The organism is Streptomyces sp. NPDC048664, from assembly GCF_040650555.1.
Classification (GTDB): domain Bacteria; phylum Actinomycetota; class Actinomycetes; order Streptomycetales; family Streptomycetaceae; genus Streptomyces.
Map to the genome: position 1 here is coordinate 50253 of NZ_JBEZHK010000017.1, position 16787 is coordinate 67039.

Sequence of the window (16787 nt, forward strand, 5' to 3'; positions counted from 1 at the left end):
CACCGGCACGACGCACGAGCACGGCGCAGGGAGTAGACGCAAGCGTGAGCCCGCAGCACAAGACGGAGGCAGACCCGTACTTCCCCGGGAGCGGCGACCCCCGCTACCGGGTGCACCGCTATGAGCTCACGCTGGACTACCGACCGGGACCCAACCGGCTCGCCGGGACCGCCCGGATCAACGCGATAGCGGGACCGGCCCAGCTCACCGAGTTCCAGCTGAACCTCGCCGACTTCCGGATCGGCCGCATCCGGGTCGACGGCAGGGCACCGCACTACACGCACCGCGGCGGACGGCTGCGCGTCCGCCCGCCCAAGCCGGTCCGGGCCGGTGCCGCGTTCACCGTCGAGGTGCACTGGTCGGGCAACCCGAAGCCGGTCCCCAGCCCCTGGGGCGGCATCGGCTGGGAGGAACTGGAGGACGGGGCGCTGGTGGCGAGCCAGCCCATCGGCGCCCCCTCCTGGTACCCCTGCAACGACCGGCCGGCCGACAAGGCCTCCTACCAGCTCTCGGTCACCACCCCCTCCGCCTACTCGGTCGTCGTCGGCGGACGGCTGCTGACCCGCACCACCAAGGCGTCCACCACCACCTGGGTGTACGAGCAGCCCGTGCCCACCTCCAGCTACCTGGTGGGCCTGTCGATCGGCCGGTACCAGACGGTGCTGCTCGGCGACCCGGGTGAGGACGGCGTCCCGCAGCACGGGCACATCCCCGCGCACCTGCTTCCCCGCTTCTCCCGCGACTTCGCGCGCCAGCCCGCGATGATGGACCTCTTCCGGGAGCTGTTCGGCCCCTACCCCTTCGCCGAGTACGCGGTGGTGGTGACCGAGGAGGAGCTCGATGTCCCCGTGGAGGCCCAGGGGTTGTCCCTGTTCGGCGCCAACCACGTGGACGGCGCCCGGGGTTCGGAGCGGCTGGTCGCCCATGAGCTGGCACACCAGTGGTTCGGCAACAGCGTGACCATCGCCGACTGGCGGCACATCTGGCTCAACGAGGGCTTCGCGAAGTACGCGGAGTGGCTGTGGTCGGAGCGCTCGGGCGGCCCGAGCGCGGCCCGGCTGGCCCAGGTCGCGCACCGGCAGCTGACCCTGCTGCCGCAGGACCTGCGGCTGTCCGACCCGGGCCGCAAGCGCATGTTCGACGACCGCCTCTACGAGCGCGGCGGTCTCGTGCTGCACGCGCTGCGCTGCGGGCTCGGCGACGAGGCGTTCTTCCGGATGCTGCGTGCCTGGGCGGGCGTGCACCGGGGCGGGACCGTGACGACCGCGGCGCTCAGGGCGCACGTGGCACGGTATGCGACCACCTCCCTGGACGAGCTGTTCACGGCATGGGTGGAACAGGAGGCGCTGCCCCCGCTGCCGTCCCCCACGACCGCGATCCCGCTGCGCCCGCCCTACCCGCCGGGCCGGGCGAGTTCGGCGTAGGGGCGCGGCCCGCGCCCCCGCGGGCCGCGCGCGGGCGCCCGGCTCACCGCGGCCCGAGTTCGCGCGCCAGGTACGGCGCGGTCGCGCTCCCGTCGGCCCGGGCCACGTCGGCCGGCACGCCCGCCGCCACGATCCGCCCGCCCGCGTCGCCCCCGCCCGGGCCCAGGTCGATCACCCAGTCGGCGCCCGCGACCACGGACATGTCGTGCTCGACCACGACGACGGTGTGCCCCCCGTCCACGAGCGTGTGCAGCCGGTCGGTGAGCACCTCCACGTCGGCCGGGTGCAGACCGGTCGTGGGCTCGTCCAGCAGATACAGGGTGTGGCCGCGCCGGCCGCGCTGCAGCTCGTTCGCCAGCTTGATCCGCTGGGCCTCGCCGCCGGACAGCTCGGTCGCGGGCTGGCCCAGGCGCAGATAGCCCAGTCCGACGTCGAGCAGCGCGGACAGGCCGCGGGCCACGGCCGGGACGTCCGCGAAGAACTCCGCCGCCGTCTCGACCGTGAGGTCCAGGACCTGCGCGATGTTCCGCCCCCGGTAGCCCACCCGGAGGGTGTCGGGCTCGTAGCGGGCGCCGCCGCACGACGGGCACGGAGCGTAGGTGCTCGGCAGGAACAGCAGCTCCACGCTGACGAACCCCTCGCCCTGGCAGGTCTCGCAGCGCCCGCCGGCCACGTTGAAGGAGAACCGTCCCACACCGAAACCTCGCGCGCGGGCCTCGTCGGTGGCCGCGAACACCTTGCGCACGTCGTCGAACAGCCCTGTGTACGTGGCCAGGTTGGAGCGGGGCGTGCGGCCGATCGGCTTCTGGTCCACGGCCACCAGCCGGTCCACACCGGGCAGTTCCTCCGTGATCGCCTCGATCAGCGTCGACTTGCCCGAACCGGAGACACCGGTGACGGCCGTGAACGCGCCCAGCGGTATCCGGGCCGTCACCGCGCGCAGGTTGTGCCGGGTGACCGGCCCCACCGTCGACCAGCCGCGCGGCTCGCGGACCTCGCGCGCCGGGGCGGGGGAGCGGCCGAACAGGAAGCGCGCCGTCGCCGATCCCTCGACCCCGGCGAGCTGGGCCACGGGACCGCTGTGCAGCACCCGGCCGCCCTGGTCGCCCGCCGCCGGCCCGACGTCCACCAGCCAGTCGGCGGCGCGCACCACGTCGAGGTGGTGCTCCACCGCGAACACCGAGTTACCCGCCGCCTTCAGCCGCTCCAGCACCGTGAGCAGCGCCTGGGTGTCGGCCGGGTGCAGGCCGGCCGACGGCTCGTCGAGGACGTACACCACTCCGAACAGCCCCGAGCGCAACTGGGTGGCCAGGCGCAGCCGTTGCAGCTCACCCGCCGACAGGGCCGGGGCCGCCCGGTCCAGGCTCAGATAGCCGAGGCCCAGTTCCACGACGGGCGCGATCCGGGACCTGATGTCCTCGGTGAGGACCCGGGCGGTCTCCGTCGTGGCGTCGAGCACCCCGGCGAGCTCGGCCAGGGGCAGGGCGGCCAGCTCGGCGATGGTGCGGCCCCCGAACGTCACCGCCAGCGCCTCGGCGCGCAGCCGGCTCCCCTCGCACACCGGGCAGGGCGCGCTGGTCAGGAAGCGCTCCGCCCTCGCCCGCAGAGCGGTGCTCCTGGACTCCGAGAACGTCCTCATCACATGGCGCCGGGCGCTCGTGTACGTGCCCTGGTAGGGCCGTTGCACCCGGTTCGCCTCGCGCACCGGGTGCACGGTGACCACCGGCTGCTCGTCCGTGAACAGGATCCACTCCCGCTGCCCGGCGGGCAGTTCGCGCCACGGCCGGTCCACGTCGTACCCGAGCGCGTCCAGGATGTCGCGCAGGTTCTTGCCCTGCCAGGCGCCGGGCCAGGCGGCGATCGCGCCCTCGCGGACGGACAGCGACGGGTCGGGCACCAGCAGTTCCTCGCTCGTCCGGTGCACCCGGCCGAGCCCGTGGCACCGGGGGCAGGCCCCGGCCGCCGTGTTCGGCGAGAACGCGTCCGAGTCGAGGCGCTCGGCGCCCGGCGGGTAGTCGCCCGCACGGGAGAACAGCATCCGCAGCGAGTTGGACAGGGTCGTCACGGTGCCGACCGAGGACCGGGACGTCGGGGTCGCGCGGCGCTGCTGGAGCGACACGGCGGGTGGCAGCCCGGTGATCCCGCCGACCTTCGGCGCCCCCACCTGGTGGATCAGCCGTCGGGCGTACGGCGCCACCGACTCGAAGTAGCGGCGCTGCGCCTCCGCGTAGACGGTGCCGAACGCGAGGGACGACTTGCCCGAGCCGGACACCCCGGTGAACACCGCCAGCACGTCCCGGGGGATGTCGACGTCCACCCCCTTGAGGTTGTGCTCCCGGGCGCCGCGGACACGGACGTACGGGTCGTGCGCGCTCTCGCTGTGCATGGGAAGGACCACTCCGTACGGTCTACGCGGGGCGGGGGCAAACCCCGCGATTCTACGCGCGGGGGTGCGCGCCCGCGCGGCGGACCCGGACGAGGTGCGTGACCGCCCGCGATCGGGAAGGATCGGAGGTGGTGGTCCGCTCCGGATGTCCTGTGTCCGCCGGAGCACATCAGATGACGAACCACAGCACGGACCGGCCCGCGCCCCCCGGCGGCCCGGCCGTTCACCCTGCCCCCGCATCATGGCTGTCCGCCCGTGACGGGGGGCTGCTGCTCATCCGTCTGGCCTTCGGGCTGCTGATGGCCGGGCACGGGGCGCAGAAACTCTTCGGACTCTTCGGGGGAGCGGGCCTGACGGCCACCGCGAAGGGATTCGAGTCCCTCGGATACCGCCCGGGAAAGGCGTTCGCCACCGTCGGAGGCCTCGCCGAGCTGCTCGGCGGCCTGGGCCTCGCCCTCGGGCTGCTCACCCCGCTCGCCGCCGCCGCGATCATCGGGGTGATGATCAACGCCATGGTGGACGTCACCGCCGCGCACGGGCTGTGGGAGACGGACGGCGGCGTGGAGTACAACGTGTGCATCGCCGTCGTGGCCCTCGCCCTGGCCGCCACCGGTCCCGGCCGGGTGGCCGTCGACCGGATCTTCCCCTGGCGCGACGGCGGCTGGGCGGCGGCCGCTCTCGCCCTGGGACTCGGGGGAGCGGCCGCCGCGATCACGCTGGGTCTGTGACCCTCAGAACGCCGTGTGGGCGAACCAGCGCTCCAGCAGCGCGGTGTCACCCGAGACGTCGAAGGCGCTCTCCTCGTGGGAGCGCCGCCCGTACAGGAGCAGCAGCAGGTCCGCCGCCGTCGCCCGTACCGCGGCGGTCGCCTCCGTGCCGGGAACGTCCGCGCGCGGCAGGAGGCGGAAGCCGTCCGCGTCCAGCCGCACCCGCCACTCCTCGCCGGCCCCGGCGCCGGCGTCCAGGCAGCGGAAGGAGACGGTCTCGCCGCCACCCCTCAGCTCCTTCACCCGGGGAGCGAAGATCCCCGCGTGGGGAAGGTTGACCAGGAACTCGTCCACCCCGTCGGCGGCGAGCAGCGCCTCCACCTCCGCCGGGCGCCCCACGGCGTGCTCCGCGTCCATCCGGTGCACCAGCGTCTCGAAGAGCATCCGCCGGGCCCAGAACCGGGCGTGCTGGTCCTCGCCCCACGCCCACATCGCGGCCTCGGGGTCGGTGGACCGCAGCACGTCCGCCACGTCCGGGACGCCCGCCGCCAGCCAGTCGGCGTACTCCTCGGCCCGCTCGGGCAGCCCCAGATCGATGTCGCGGCTGGTCGGCACCTGGCGCACCCGCCGGGTCAGGAGAGCCGAGAACCAGCGCTGCACCCCGCCCACGTGCTGGGTCAGCACGGCCAGTGTCCATCCGGGGCAGGCGGGCACGGGGGAGGCGGGGTCCGCGCCCTTGACCAGCTCGACCAGGCGCAGCGTCTCCTGTTCGATCGCCTGCCGGTAGCTGTCGTACGGCAGGGGGTGCCCCGCGCCGCTCGTCGTCTCCATGTGCCGCGCCTTTCCGCATCACCGATGTCGTCCTGACCAGTGTGAACGCGGCGGGCTTCCCCGTGTCGGCGGGGGTGCCGGAGTGTCAGTAGGGGTGCCGGTCCGGCTTTCCCGACCAGGCCGCGTACGCCTTCGCGCCCAGCTCCGGGTGGAGCTGCTCGACATGGATCCGGCGCTCGCTCAGCGGACGGGTGAAGTCCTCGTACTGGAAGGCGTCGTCGAAGCCGATCTCGGCGGTGGCCTGGAGATCGCAGCAGTAGTAGACGGCGTCGATGCGCGACCAGTAGATGGCGCTCATGCACATCGGGCAGGGCGCGCCGCTGATGTAGATGGAGCAGCCCTGGAGCATCCTGGCCCGCTCGGGGACCGGGTCCGGTGACCCCTCGGGGCGCGGCACATAGGCGAGGGTGCTCTCGTTGACGTGCTCCTTGGCGATGGAGGGCGCCTCCGGGTTGAGGAGCTGCACCGCCTTGCGGATCACCTCCACCTCGGCGTGCGCGGTGGGGTCACCGGTCAGCAGCACCCGGTTCTGGCCGCGGGCGAGGATCTCGCCGCCCTGGGTGAGGACGGCGCCGAACGGGCCTCCCCATCCCTGCTCCACCGACTCCGTGGCCAGGCGTACCGCCTCTTCCAGGAACTCCCTGTGCCCCATGTCGCTCTCCGATCCACGCCACCGGCCTTGTCGGACGCGGTCCGTCACGGCTCAACACTCCTTTATCCCGATTTGTCGCACAAGTCCACGCATGATTACGCTACTCCGCATGAGCGCCAGCGCAAACCGCGACCAGGGCGACGCCGGGGCCACCGTCGTGACCTCGCAGAAGGTCGTGGCCGGGCTGGAGGAGGGCTACAAGCGCTGGCAGGAACAGGTGAATCGGGCCGTACGGGACTTCGACGGCTTCGAGGGGACCGAGTCGTACCCGCCCGACTCCCGCGGGGACAACCTGTGGGTCGTCGTGTTCCGTTTCTCGGACGTGGAGCGGTTGCGCGCCTGGCTCACCTCGGGTGAACGGCGGGAACTCCTCGACGAGGGCCGCCACTTCTTCGAGGAGGAGCCCTCCCAGGAGGTGCTCAGCGGTGGCCGGCCCGCCCAGGAGGCGGTGACCGCGGTGGTGTCCCACGAGGTGAGGACAGGGCGGGAACGCGATTTCGAGTGCTGGCAGGAGAAGGTGCTGAGGGCACAGGAGAGGAGCCCCGGGTTCATGGGCTCCGAACTCTTCGCACCGGTGGACGGCATCCAGGACCGATGGGTGGTCGTCTTCCGGTTCGACACGCGTGAACACCTCGACCAGTGGCTGGCGTCCGACGCGCGCGGGAAGCTGCTCGACGAGGGGCGTGAGTACGTCGCCCGCTACGACGTGCGGCGGATCTCCTCCGCCTTCAGCGGGTGGTTCCGGTTCGGCGACGCGGAGCAGGCGGGCGTGCCGCCCAACTGGAAGCAGGCCATGTCGGTCCTGCTCGCGCTCTATCCCACGGTCATGGTCCTGAACCTGACCGTCGGCCGGCTCCTCACCGACGCGGGCGTCCCGGGGGTGCTCGGCCTGTTCGTCAGCAACGTGCTGAGCGTCAGCATCCTGACCTGGATCCTGATGCCCAAGGTCGTCAACCGGGCGTTCGCGTTCTGGCTGGCACCGGACCGGCCGCGTTCGCGTCGCCGGGACGTGATCGGCGCGCTGGTGGTGGCCGGTTGCTACGCGGCGCTCATCACGGTGTTCGCGCTCACCACCTGACCGCGCATCAGACCTCTTCGACCCGAGGAGCACCGCCCATGGTCCGGCAGACGCGAGGGCACGGCCCCGGTGCGGGGATGGTCGAACGGGGCGAGGCCTCCTACGAGGAGATCCGCCGGGCCATGGTGTGGAACCGGCTCGTGCCGGCGCGCCACCCGGATGTCATCATCCACCCGGAGTCGGCCGAGGGCGTGGTCTCGGCGGTGCGGCTGGCCCGGTCGCGGGGGGCGAGGATCGCCCTGCGGTCGGGCGGGCACAGCTGGTGCGCGTCCCCGCTGCGCGACGCGGGCATGCTCATCGACCTGTCGGGGCTGCGTACCTGCGTCGTCGATCCCGCCTCCTCGACGGCCACCGTGGGGCCCGGCGTCACCGGCCGGGAACTGGCCGGGGAACTCGCGCGCCACGGCCTGGCCTTCCCGGCCGGCCACTGCGGCTCCGTCGCCCTCGGCGGCTATCTGCTGAGCGGGGGCCTCGGCTGGAACTCCGGTGTCCGCGGGCCCGCGTGCGCCGACGTGGAGGCGGTCGACGTGGTCACCGCCGACGCGGAGCTCCTGACGTGCGGGGCGGCAGAGCACCCCGACCTGTTCTGGGCCGCGCGGGGCGCGGGCCCGGGGTTCTTCGCCGCCGTCACCGCCTTCCGGCTGCGACTGCACCCGCATCCCGGCGCGATCACCGGTATCACCTGGAGCTTTCCCATCGCCGAGGTCGCCGAGGTCGCACGATGGGCCCTCACGGCGGCCGATGGGCTGTCACCGCGGGTCGAACTGAGCTTCGTCCTGGGCGCCGCGGACCCGGGCGCGACGCCGCGCCGCCCCGTCGTGACCGTCGGCGCGACGGCCTTCGCCGGGTCACGGCGCGAGGCCGGGGACCTGCTCGAACCGCTCGCCTCCTGCCCCTTCGGCGATCGCGCCGTGCTGCGGCGCCGGCAGGAACCGATGACGTTCGAGGCGCTCTACGACGCCTCGGCCGCCGCATGGCCCCCGGAGCACCGCTACGCCGCGGACACCCTGTGGTCCGACGCCGATCACCTCACCCTCCTGGCGCGTCTCGCCGAAGCGGTCGAGACGGCCCCGTCCGGCAGATCCCTGGTGCTCGTGCCGGTCTCGCCCGCCGCCGACACCGGCCAGGACATGGCCTTCGCCGTGCTCGGCCGAAGCTACGCCGTCTCGTACGCCGTCTGGGACGACCCGCGCGAGGACGCCGCCAACACCGCCTGGCTGCACCGGACGATGAGCGCGGTGGAACCCCTCATCACCGGGCACTACGTCGCCGAGACCGACCTCACCGCCGCACCGTCGCGGGCCCGGCGGTGCTTCAGGCCCGAGGCGTGGCGGCGCCTGGAGGAACTCGCGGCCCGCCACGACCCCGGGAACGTCTTCCACTCCTACCTCTCGCCCGACGAGGCCCGCCCCGCCACCCCCGGCTGAGGTGCCTCGGGCGCGCCCGGGAGGTCGTCCAGGAAGTCGCTCGTGGGGACGAAGAACAGCGAACCGGTGACCGGCACCGAGAAGTCCAGGATCCGGTCGTGCGAGGCGGGCGGCGCCCCCAGGAACATGCGCTCCAGCATGCTCTCCGTCACCGCCGGGGTGCGGGCGTACCCGATGAAGTACGTGCCGAACTCGCCCTCGCCGACCGTGCCGAACGGCATGTTGTCGCGCAGGATCCGGTGCTCCGTGCCGTCGGGGTCCACGATCGAGGTCAGGGCGACATGGGAGTCGGCGGGCTTGAGGTCGTCGTCCATCTCGATGTCCGACAGCTTGCTGCGCCCGATCGCGTCCTCCTGCGCCCGGACGGGAAGGGCGTTCCAGGCCCGGAGGTCGTGCAGGTACTTCTGCACGATCACATAGCTGCCGCCGGTGAAGGGCGGGTCCTCGTCGCCGATCAGCACCGCCGCCTCGGCCACCGGACCCACCGGGTTCTCCGTGCCGTCCACGAAACCGAGCAGGTCCCTCATCTCGAAGTACTTGAACCCGTGGACCTCGTCCCGCACCGTCACGGCGTCGCGCAGCCGGTCCATGATCTCGGCGGCCAGCGCGAAGCACAGGTCCAGCCGGGCGGCCCGGATGTGGAACAGGAGGTCACCCGGTGTCGAGACCGCGTGGTGGACCGGGCCGGCCAGTTCGCGGAAGGGGTGCAGCTCGGCCGGGCGCGGTCCGTGGAACAGCCGGTCCCAGGCCCTCGACCCGATGCCCGTGACACAGCTCAGCAGTCCGCCCGGGCCGGCGCGGAAGCCCACGGCGCGCTGGAGGCCGTTCAGGTCGGACAGCAGCGAGCGCGCGGTCGGTTCGCCGCCCTCGTCCACCGTCACCACGAGGAAGATCGCGGACGCCGTCAGGGGCGACAGGACCGACTGGGGCACCGGCTCGGGAGAGCGCTGCGGCACGGTCACACCACCCTCCCGGATCGCGCACGGCAACGACTCCTTCACTCTAGGTCGCCCCCCTGGGTGCCGCATGCGCGCGGGTCGACGCGCGCGACGGAGAGGCGACCACGGTGACGGAATAAATGACCGGCGCATGCAATTGTCGCTGTCGTTGTCCGCGTCCGCGTACGAGGAGAGATCGCTTTGACGTCCCTGTTCAGCCCCTTCGCGCTCCGCTCGCTGACCGTCGCCAACCGTGTCTGGATGGCGGCGATGTGCCAGTACAGTGGGGAACCGGAGGGCGAGGCGACCGGTGTCCCGACCGACTGGCACTTCGCCCATCTCGCCGCCCGAGCCACCGGCGGTGCCGGCCTGATCGTCACGGAGGCCACCGCCGTCAGCCCCGCGGGCCGCATCTCCCCCTACGACCTCGGCCTCTGGAACGACGCCCAGACCGCCGCGTTCCGCCGGATCACCGCCTTCCTCAGGACCCAGGGGACCGTCCCCGCCGTCCAGCTGGCCCACGCCGGGCGCAAGGCGTCGACCGAACGCACCTGGGTGGACCGCGGCCGGCCGATCGCCCCCGGCGAACCCCTCGGCTGGACCCCCGTCGGCCCCAGCGCCGTCCCCTTCGCCGAGGCCTCCACCGTGCCCGAGGAGCTGACCCCGGACGGCATCGCCGAGATCGTCCGGCAGTTCGCCGCGGCCGCCGAGCGCGCGCTCGCCGCCGGGTTCGAGGTGGTCGAGATCCACGGCGCCCACGGCTACCTGATCCACCAGTTCCTGTCCCCGTACAGCAACCACCGCACCGACGCGTACGGAGGCTCGTTCGAGGGGCGCACCCGGTTCGCCCTGGAGGTGGTCGACGCCGTCCGCGCCGTCTGGCCGCGGGAACTGCCCCTCTTCTTCCGGGTGTCCGCCACGGACTGGCTCGCCGAGAACCCGGCGGACGACCGCGAGGGCTGGACCGCGGACGACACCGTCCGCCTCGCCGGGGAGCTGCGGGCGCGCGGTGTGGACCTGCTGGACGTCTCGACCGGCGGCAACGTCCCCGACGCCAAGATCGTCACCGGCCCCGGCTACCAGGTGCCCTTCGCCGAGCGCGTCCGTGAGGAGACCGGACTTCCCGTGGCGGCCGTCGGCTTGATCACCGAGCCGGCTCAGGCCGAGGCCGTGGTCTCGGAGGGTCGGGCCGACGCCGTCCTGCTGGGGCGTGAACTGCTGCGCGACCCGTACTGGCCGCGGCGCGCCGCCGGGGAACTCGGCGCACGGACGACCTCGCCCGTCCAGTACCACCGGGCGTGATCGGGTGTTCTCCCTGCGCACCGGACCCCACGCGAAGGTGATCGCCCTCGCCGCGATCACCCTCCTGCTGTCGGGCGGCCTGGTGGCCGTACTCGAACACGCCTACCGGCGGTGAGCCGCGGCCCCCGGCGCGGCGCCGCCGCCGTGCCGGGCCCGCCGCCGGGCTCAGGTCGCGGTGTGCGAGGGCGGGATGAGCTGCTCGGCCCAGATCGTCTTGCCCGTCGCCGTGTACCGGGTGCCCCACCGCTGGGCGAGCTGCGCGACCAGGAACAGGCCCCGTCCCCCCTCGTCGGTGGTGTGCGCACGGCGCATGTGGGGAGAGGTGTTGCCGCCGTCCGACACCTCGCAGATGAGGGTGCGGTCCCGGATCAGGCGCAGGCCGATCGGCCCGCAGGCGTGCCGGATGGCGTTGGTGACCAGTTCGCTCGCGATCAGCTCCGTGGTGAAGGCGAGGTCGTCCAGGCCCCATGCGTCCAGTCGCCGCGCGGTGTTCTCCCGCACCTCGTGCACGGCCGAGGGGTCGGCGGGCACCTCCCAGGAGGCCACCTGGTCGGGCGGGAAGGAGCGGGTGCGTGCGATGAGGAAGGCCACGTCGTCGTGCGGGTGGTCCGGCAGCAGCGTGCGGACCATCGTGTCGCAGATCTCCTCCAGGGGCTGGTCGGGGTGGGCCAGGGCGAAGCACAGCCGCTCGAAGCCGACATCGACGTCCCGGTCGCAGGCCTCGATCAGGCCGTCGGTGTACAGGGCGATGACACTGCCCTCCTCGACGTCGAACTCCACCGACTCGAACGGCAGTCCACCCAGCCCCAGCGGTGGGCCCGCGGGGATGTCGGGGAACTCGACGGGTTCGTCCAGATGGGCGACGGCGGGGCTCGGATGCCCGGCGCGAGCCACGCTGAGCTTGCGCGAGATCGGGTCGTACACGGCGTAGACGCAGGTCGCCCCCATCACCTGCGGGCCGTCCGTGGCGGCCTCCGCCTCGTCCGCCAGGCGGACGACGAGATCGTCCACATGGGTCAGCAGCTCGTCGGGGGGCAGGTCCAGGTCGGCCAGGGTCTGGACGGCCGCGCGCAGCCGCCCCATGCTCGCGGCCGCGTGGATGCCGTGGCCGACGACGTCGCCGACCACCAGGGCGACGCGGACGCCGGACAGCGGTATGACGTCGAACCAGTCGCCCCCGACACCGGCCTCCGCGTCCGCCGGGAGGTAGCGGTAGGCGACCTGGACCGCGCTGTGCCCCGGCAGTTCGGGCGGCAGCAGACTCGTCTGCAGGGTGAGGGCCGCGTTGTGCTCGCGGGCGAAGCGGCGGGCGTTGTCCACGCAGATCGCCGCGCGGGCGACCACCTCCTCCACCAGCAGCAGGTCGTCCTCGTCGAAGGGGTCCGGGTTCTCCCAGCGCATCAGCGTGACGACGCCCATCGGCACGCCCCGCGCCGTCAACGGCACCGTCAGATGCGTGTGCACCCCGAGCGCCCGCAGCTTCTCCCGGCGCACAGGATCCCCCTGGAGCCACCACGTCGCCTCGTCCAGCACCGGGTCGTGGATCGGGCCTCCGCTCGCCACGCAACGCCACTGCGGGGACTGCTCGCGGTAGTGGGCCGGCTCCCCGACGGCGACGACCACCTCGGGCAGGTCCTCGCGGACGGACAGGTGGGCCGCCCGCAGGAGGGAGCCGCCGACCAGGCGCCCGGGAGTCAGCTCCAGCGCCGCGAGAACGCCCTGGAACAGGTCGACCGCCACGAAGTCGGCCAGGCGCGGTACCAGCACCTCGGCCAGTTCGCACACCGTGCGGTCGAGGTCCAGGGTGGTGCCGATGCGGTGCCCGGCCTCGCCCAGCGAGGCCAGCCGTTCGCGTGCCCGGTCCTCGGCCGGGCGCTTCGGCGGCCCCGACGAGGCGGGCCCCGAGCGCGCGGCGCCGCGCCGCTCCCCGGCAGTCGCCGGCGCGAGGGGCCCGCGCGGCCCGGTCCGGTCCCGGTCGCCCCTCCCCGCGGTCCCGGCACCCGGACCGTCCTGCCGCCGACAGGGCAGCAGCACGGGCAGATCGCCGTGCGCGGTCAGGGCGTCGGGCGGCGGCTCCGCGCCGACGCCCCACAGGACGGGGTGGTCCACCTCCCAGCGGAACGACGCGGAGACCTCGCACGCCGCGATCAGCCAGCTGTCCCCGTCCTCGGTGCGCAGGGGGCATGCCCGGAAGGCGAGTTCCACCCGATGGCCCGCGCTGTGCAGCGCGGCCGACACGCCTTCCCAGCCCTCGCCGACGCGCCGTGCCCCGGACAGGGCGGACGCCGCCGCGTCCTCGCCCGCCAGCAGGAACCCCGCGGGCCGGCCGATCACACGGGCCGCGGGATGCCCCAGCAGGGCCTCGGCGCGACGGCTCCAGTACCGGATCAGGCCGTGGGCGTCCACCAGGACGAGGGCGGCGGCCGTGATCCCGAACGGATCACCGGCCCCGTGAGCGTCACCGAGAACGAACGGCTCACGGCTCCCGAACAGCTCGCCCCGGTGTTCGTGCGCCGCGTCCCGATGGTCCCTGAGCGCCATGGTGCGGGCCCCCTTCACAGGGAAGTGCCTTGCACCACCGTCTCACAACGGCCTCCCCGTGTCCTCGCACGCCCGCGGCCGGGCAGGCGCGGTGCCGGGTCAGCCCGCGTCCGCCGCCCCGGCCTTGCGCCGGGCGGACAGCAGGGCGTGGACCACGACGCCCGCGAACAGGAAGAGCACGCCCTGGTAGACGGCCGCGTACCCGGCACCCGCGACGAGCCACATCGAGAACGCCACCGCGACGGCCGCGACCACACCGTCCCGGACCAGCCGCGCCCGGTCCACCCCCTCGTGGCGCCCCGCCACCAGATGGGACAGCTGCGCCGCGGTGGCCAGCAGATACGGCACGGTCGCGGTGAACGTGGTGATCAGCACCAGCATCTCGAAGACCTTGCCCGAACCGGACGCGTAGTTGTAGACGGTCAGCAGCGAGGCCAGGACGACGGTGACGCCCACGCCGACGGTCGGGACACCGCGCCGCCGGCGGGCGAAGGCGGCCGGGAACAGGCCGTCCCGCGCCGCGGCGTAGGGGGTCTGGGCGCTCATCAGGGTCCAGCCGTTGAGGCAGCCGGTCATGGACACCAGCGCGGCGAGCGCGACGGCCCATCCGCCCCACGTGCCGCCGAACATGGCGTCGACGGCGTCCGAGAACGGCGCGGCGGAGGCCACCAGGCGGTCGTGGGCGACCGTGCCGAACACCGAGACCGTGCCCAGCAGATAGACGAGCGCCGCGCCCGCCGTCCCGATGACGGTGGCCCGCCCGACGTTGCGCCGAGGGTCGTCTACCTCGCCCGCGCTGACGGCGGCGGACTCCACGCCGAGATAGGAGAAGAGCAGGATGGCCGCGGAGGCGGACACGGCCCCGATCGCGCTGCCGCCGCCCGCCTGGAACGGGCCGAGGTTGCGCGGGTCGAAGAAGAACAGCCCGCCGACGGCGACCAGGAGCAGCGGCACGAACTTCAGCACGGTGGAGACGAGCTGCACGGCGCCCACGTAGCGGGTGCCCGCGAAGTTGGCGAGCGCGGGCAGCCACTGCAGGGTGAGCGCGGCCAGACACGCGGTCCAGCGGTGGCCGGCCACCGGGACCAGCACGTCGAGATAGCCGACGGCCGCCACGGCGAGCGCCGCGTTCGACACCCAGGTGGTGATCCAGTAGGACCACGCGGCGAGGAAGCCGGCGAAGTCGCCGAAGGCCTCGCGGGCGTAGACATAGGGGCCGCCGGTCCGCGGGTGGCGCTCGGCGAGCCGCCCGAAGACCAGGGCGAGGGCGATCGCGCCGACGGTCAGCAGCCCGAAGGCGACCAGGCTGATCGTGCCGTACGGGGCGACGGAGGCCGGCAGCAGGAAGATGCCGCCGCCGATGATGTTGCCCATGACCAGGGCGGTGGCGACGGGAAGTCCGAAGCGGCGGGCGTGCCCGCCGTCACCGTAGCCGCCGGCCGTCCGGGAGGCCGGCGTGCCGGCGGTGTGCTGGGCCGGAGCCGGGGGCGGGACGGTTCCGGTGTCGTGCATGGGGTGGTGCGCCTCTCATCGAACTGATGCCCGGGACCACCCGGACCGGCTCATGTTCGGCCACCGCCCGACACGGTTCCAAATCACGCGCTTTTGTCCTGCGCGGCGCCGTCGCTGCCGCAAATGATGCGCCGTCGTGGCGTCCGGACCGTGAAATGGTCGCCGTCCGTCCCGGCCCCCGCACGCACGGGTACGGACGGCGGCGCTCACGCGTGCGTGTCGGGCCGGGGCTGTGCCGCCTCGCGCGATGTCCCCGCTTCGGCGGCCGGCTCCCGTGCCGGCGGCGCGGTGTCCGTCGCGGGGCTGTGGCCGCCGCGCAGGGCCGAGGCGACGGCCGAGACCAGGGCCATGCCCGCGGCGACGGAGAAGACGATGGTCAGCCCGTCGTGGAACGGTCCGGAGACCAGGTGCGGGAAGAAGGTGTGACCGGTCAGGGCGGCGCGCTGGGCCGAGGAGAGACGGTCCAGGGTCCCGTCGGAGGCGAGCAGGTGCTCGATCGGGTTGTTGCCGAGGAACGTGGCGAACAGCGTGCTCACGGGCGGCAGCGAGGCGGCGTGCGCGGCGGCGTCGGCGGGCACGCCGTGCGCCCTCAGGCCGCCCCCGAGGGCGGCGGGCAGTGAGGAGGCCAGGCCGGAGACCATCAGCGAGAAGAACACGCCGATGGACAGCGCGGTGCCCGAGTTCTGGAAGGTCGAGCGCATACCCGAGGCGACGCCCCGGTACTCCGGTGGAACGCTGCCCATGATGGAGCAGGTGTTCGGGGAGGAGAACATGCCCTGGCCGATCCCGTTGAGCAGCAGCAGGGCGGCGAACTGCGGGTATCCGAAGTCGATCGGGAGGGCGAGCAGCCCGAGGAAGGACGCCGCGACCAGGACCAGTCCGGCCGTGGAGAACATGCGCGCCCCGAACCTGTCCGACAGATAACCGGACACCGGTCCCGCGATCAGGAAGCCGAGGGTCAGCGGCAGCATGAAGATCCCGGCCCACAGCGGGGTGTCCTCGAAGGCGTAGCCGTGCAGCGGCAGCCAGATGCCCTGGAGCCAGATGATGAGCATGAACTGCAGTCCGCCGCGCGCGACGGAGGTGAGCAGCGCCGCCACGTTGCCCGCGGCGAACGCCCTGATCCTGAAGAGCGCCAGATGGAACATGGGCTCGGCGACCCGCGTCTGGACGAAGCAGAAGAACAGCAGCAGGGCGACGCCGCCGATGACGCCGGCGAGCACCCACGGGTTGCCCCAGCCGGTGGCGCTGGCCCCGTAGGGCTGGATGCCGTAGGTGATACCGGCGAGGAGGATGCCGGCGCCCGCCGCGAAGGTGACGTTGCCGAGCCAGTCGACACGGCCCCGGCGCCCGGCCGACGTCTCGCGCAGGCTCAGATACGACCAGACGGTGCCGGTGACGCTGACGGGCACGCTCACCCAGAACACGGCACGCCAGTCCACGACGGCCAGCAGGCCTCCGGCGAGCAGGCCGAGGAACTGGCCCGCGAGCGCGGTGATCTGGTTGATGCCGAGGGCCATGCCGCGCTGCCGGGCGGGGAAGGCGTCGGTGAGGATGGCGGCCGAGTTCGCGGTGAGCATGGAGCCGCCGAAGGCCTGCACGACGCGCCACAGGATCAGCCACAGGGCGCCCGCTCCGGCGCGGAAGGGGTCCAGGGACAGGGCGACCGAGGCGCAGGCGAAGATGAGGAACCCGAGGTTGTAGATCCTGACCCGGCCGAACATGTCCCCGAGCCGCCCGAGGACGACGACGAGCACGGCCGACACCAGCAGATAGCCCAGGATCATCCACAGCAGATAGCCGATGTTGCCCGGTGCGAGCGGGTCGAGTCCGATGCCCCGGAAGATCGCGGGCAGGGAGATGATCACGATGGAGGCGTCCATCGTGGCGATCAGCACCCCGAGCGTGGTGTTGGACAGCGCGACCCACTTGTAGCCGGGGCCGGGGGGCGTCTGGCTCCGTCGCGGGGAGCGCGGGGGGCGGGCGGGG

The 16787-nt window shown here is 73.2% G+C and carries 12 protein-coding genes; 5 read left to right on the top strand and 7 right to left on the bottom strand.

Features of this window, described 5'->3' with window-relative positions; all coding sequences use genetic code 11:
• The first annotated feature begins 44 nt into the window (after positions 1–44).
• On the top strand, positions 45–1424 hold the full coding sequence (locus tag AB0C59_RS19680) for a M1 family metallopeptidase (RefSeq protein ID WP_363006195.1): 1380 nt from the start codon (positions 45–47) through the stop codon (positions 1422–1424).
• A 43-nt stretch (positions 1425–1467) separates the two neighbouring features.
• Here the strand turns inward: AB0C59_RS19680 and AB0C59_RS19685 are convergent, their stop codons facing one another.
• Positions 1468–3810 (bottom strand): excinuclease ABC subunit UvrA, encoded by a 2343-nt coding sequence (locus tag AB0C59_RS19685; RefSeq protein ID WP_363006196.1) that lies wholly within the window; start codon positions 3808–3810, stop codon positions 1468–1470.
• A gap of 173 nt (positions 3811–3983) precedes the next feature.
• Here AB0C59_RS19685 and AB0C59_RS19690 point away from each other — a divergent pair, with 173 nt between their 5' ends.
• Positions 3984–4538 carry a DoxX family membrane protein gene (locus AB0C59_RS19690; RefSeq protein ID WP_363006198.1) on the top strand — a complete coding sequence of 185 codons (555 nt, stop codon included), beginning with the start codon at positions 3984–3986 and terminating at the stop codon, positions 4536–4538.
• Positions 4539–4541: 3 nt separating this feature from the next.
• Here AB0C59_RS19690 and AB0C59_RS19695 read toward each other — a convergent pair whose 3' ends face one another.
• The gene (locus AB0C59_RS19695) at positions 4542–5348 is read right to left on the bottom strand and encodes a maleylpyruvate isomerase family mycothiol-dependent enzyme (protein ID WP_363006200.1); all 807 of its coding nucleotides are present in this window, start codon (positions 5346–5348) and stop codon (positions 4542–4544) included.
• 85 nt (positions 5349–5433) lie between these two features.
• Entirely contained in the window at positions 5434–6000 is a 567-nt protein-coding gene (locus AB0C59_RS19700; RefSeq protein WP_363006202.1) for a nucleoside deaminase, read from the bottom strand.
• Between the two features lie 109 nt (positions 6001–6109).
• Here AB0C59_RS19700 and AB0C59_RS19705 point away from each other — a divergent pair, with 109 nt between their 5' ends.
• Both AB0C59_RS19705 and AB0C59_RS19710 read left to right on the top strand, forming a co-directional pair.
• Positions 6110–7078, top strand: a complete 969-nt coding sequence (locus AB0C59_RS19705; protein WP_363006204.1) for an antibiotic biosynthesis monooxygenase — start codon at positions 6110–6112, stop codon at positions 7076–7078.
• Positions 7079–7116: 38 nt separating this feature from the next.
• Positions 7117–8505 carry an FAD-binding oxidoreductase gene (locus AB0C59_RS19710; protein ID WP_363006206.1) on the top strand — a complete coding sequence of 463 codons (1389 nt, stop codon included), beginning with the start codon at positions 7117–7119 and terminating at the stop codon, positions 8503–8505.
• On the opposite strand, the gene AB0C59_RS19715 is transcribed toward AB0C59_RS19710, so the two are convergent.
• Entirely contained in the window at positions 8463–9461 is a 999-nt protein-coding gene (locus tag AB0C59_RS19715; RefSeq protein WP_363006376.1) for a Dyp-type peroxidase, read from the bottom strand. The genes AB0C59_RS19710 and AB0C59_RS19715 overlap by 43 nt on opposite strands.
• A gap of 183 nt (positions 9462–9644) precedes the next feature.
• Here AB0C59_RS19715 and AB0C59_RS19720 point away from each other — a divergent pair, with 183 nt between their 5' ends.
• A complete protein-coding gene (locus AB0C59_RS19720) occupies positions 9645–10745 on the top strand; it encodes an NADH:flavin oxidoreductase/NADH oxidase (RefSeq protein WP_363006208.1) in 1101 nt (366 codons plus the stop codon).
• A gap of 165 nt (positions 10746–10910) precedes the next feature.
• On the opposite strand, the gene AB0C59_RS19725 is transcribed toward AB0C59_RS19720, so the two are convergent.
• The 3 genes from AB0C59_RS19725 to AB0C59_RS19735 all read right to left on the bottom strand — a co-directional run bounded on the left by AB0C59_RS19725 (position 10911) and on the right by AB0C59_RS19735 (position 16696).
• Complete coding sequence (locus AB0C59_RS19725) at positions 10911–13286, bottom strand: SpoIIE family protein phosphatase (RefSeq protein WP_363006210.1); 2376 nt, start codon at positions 13284–13286, stop codon at positions 10911–10913.
• A gap of 99 nt (positions 13287–13385) precedes the next feature.
• On the bottom strand, positions 13386–14798 hold the full coding sequence (locus AB0C59_RS19730) for an amino acid permease (protein ID WP_363006212.1): 1413 nt from the start codon (positions 14796–14798) through the stop codon (positions 13386–13388).
• A gap of 206 nt (positions 14799–15004) precedes the next feature.
• Positions 15005–16696, bottom strand: a complete 1692-nt coding sequence (locus AB0C59_RS19735; protein ID WP_363006378.1) for an MFS transporter — start codon at positions 16694–16696, stop codon at positions 15005–15007.
• Positions 16697–16787: the final 91 nt, after the last annotated feature.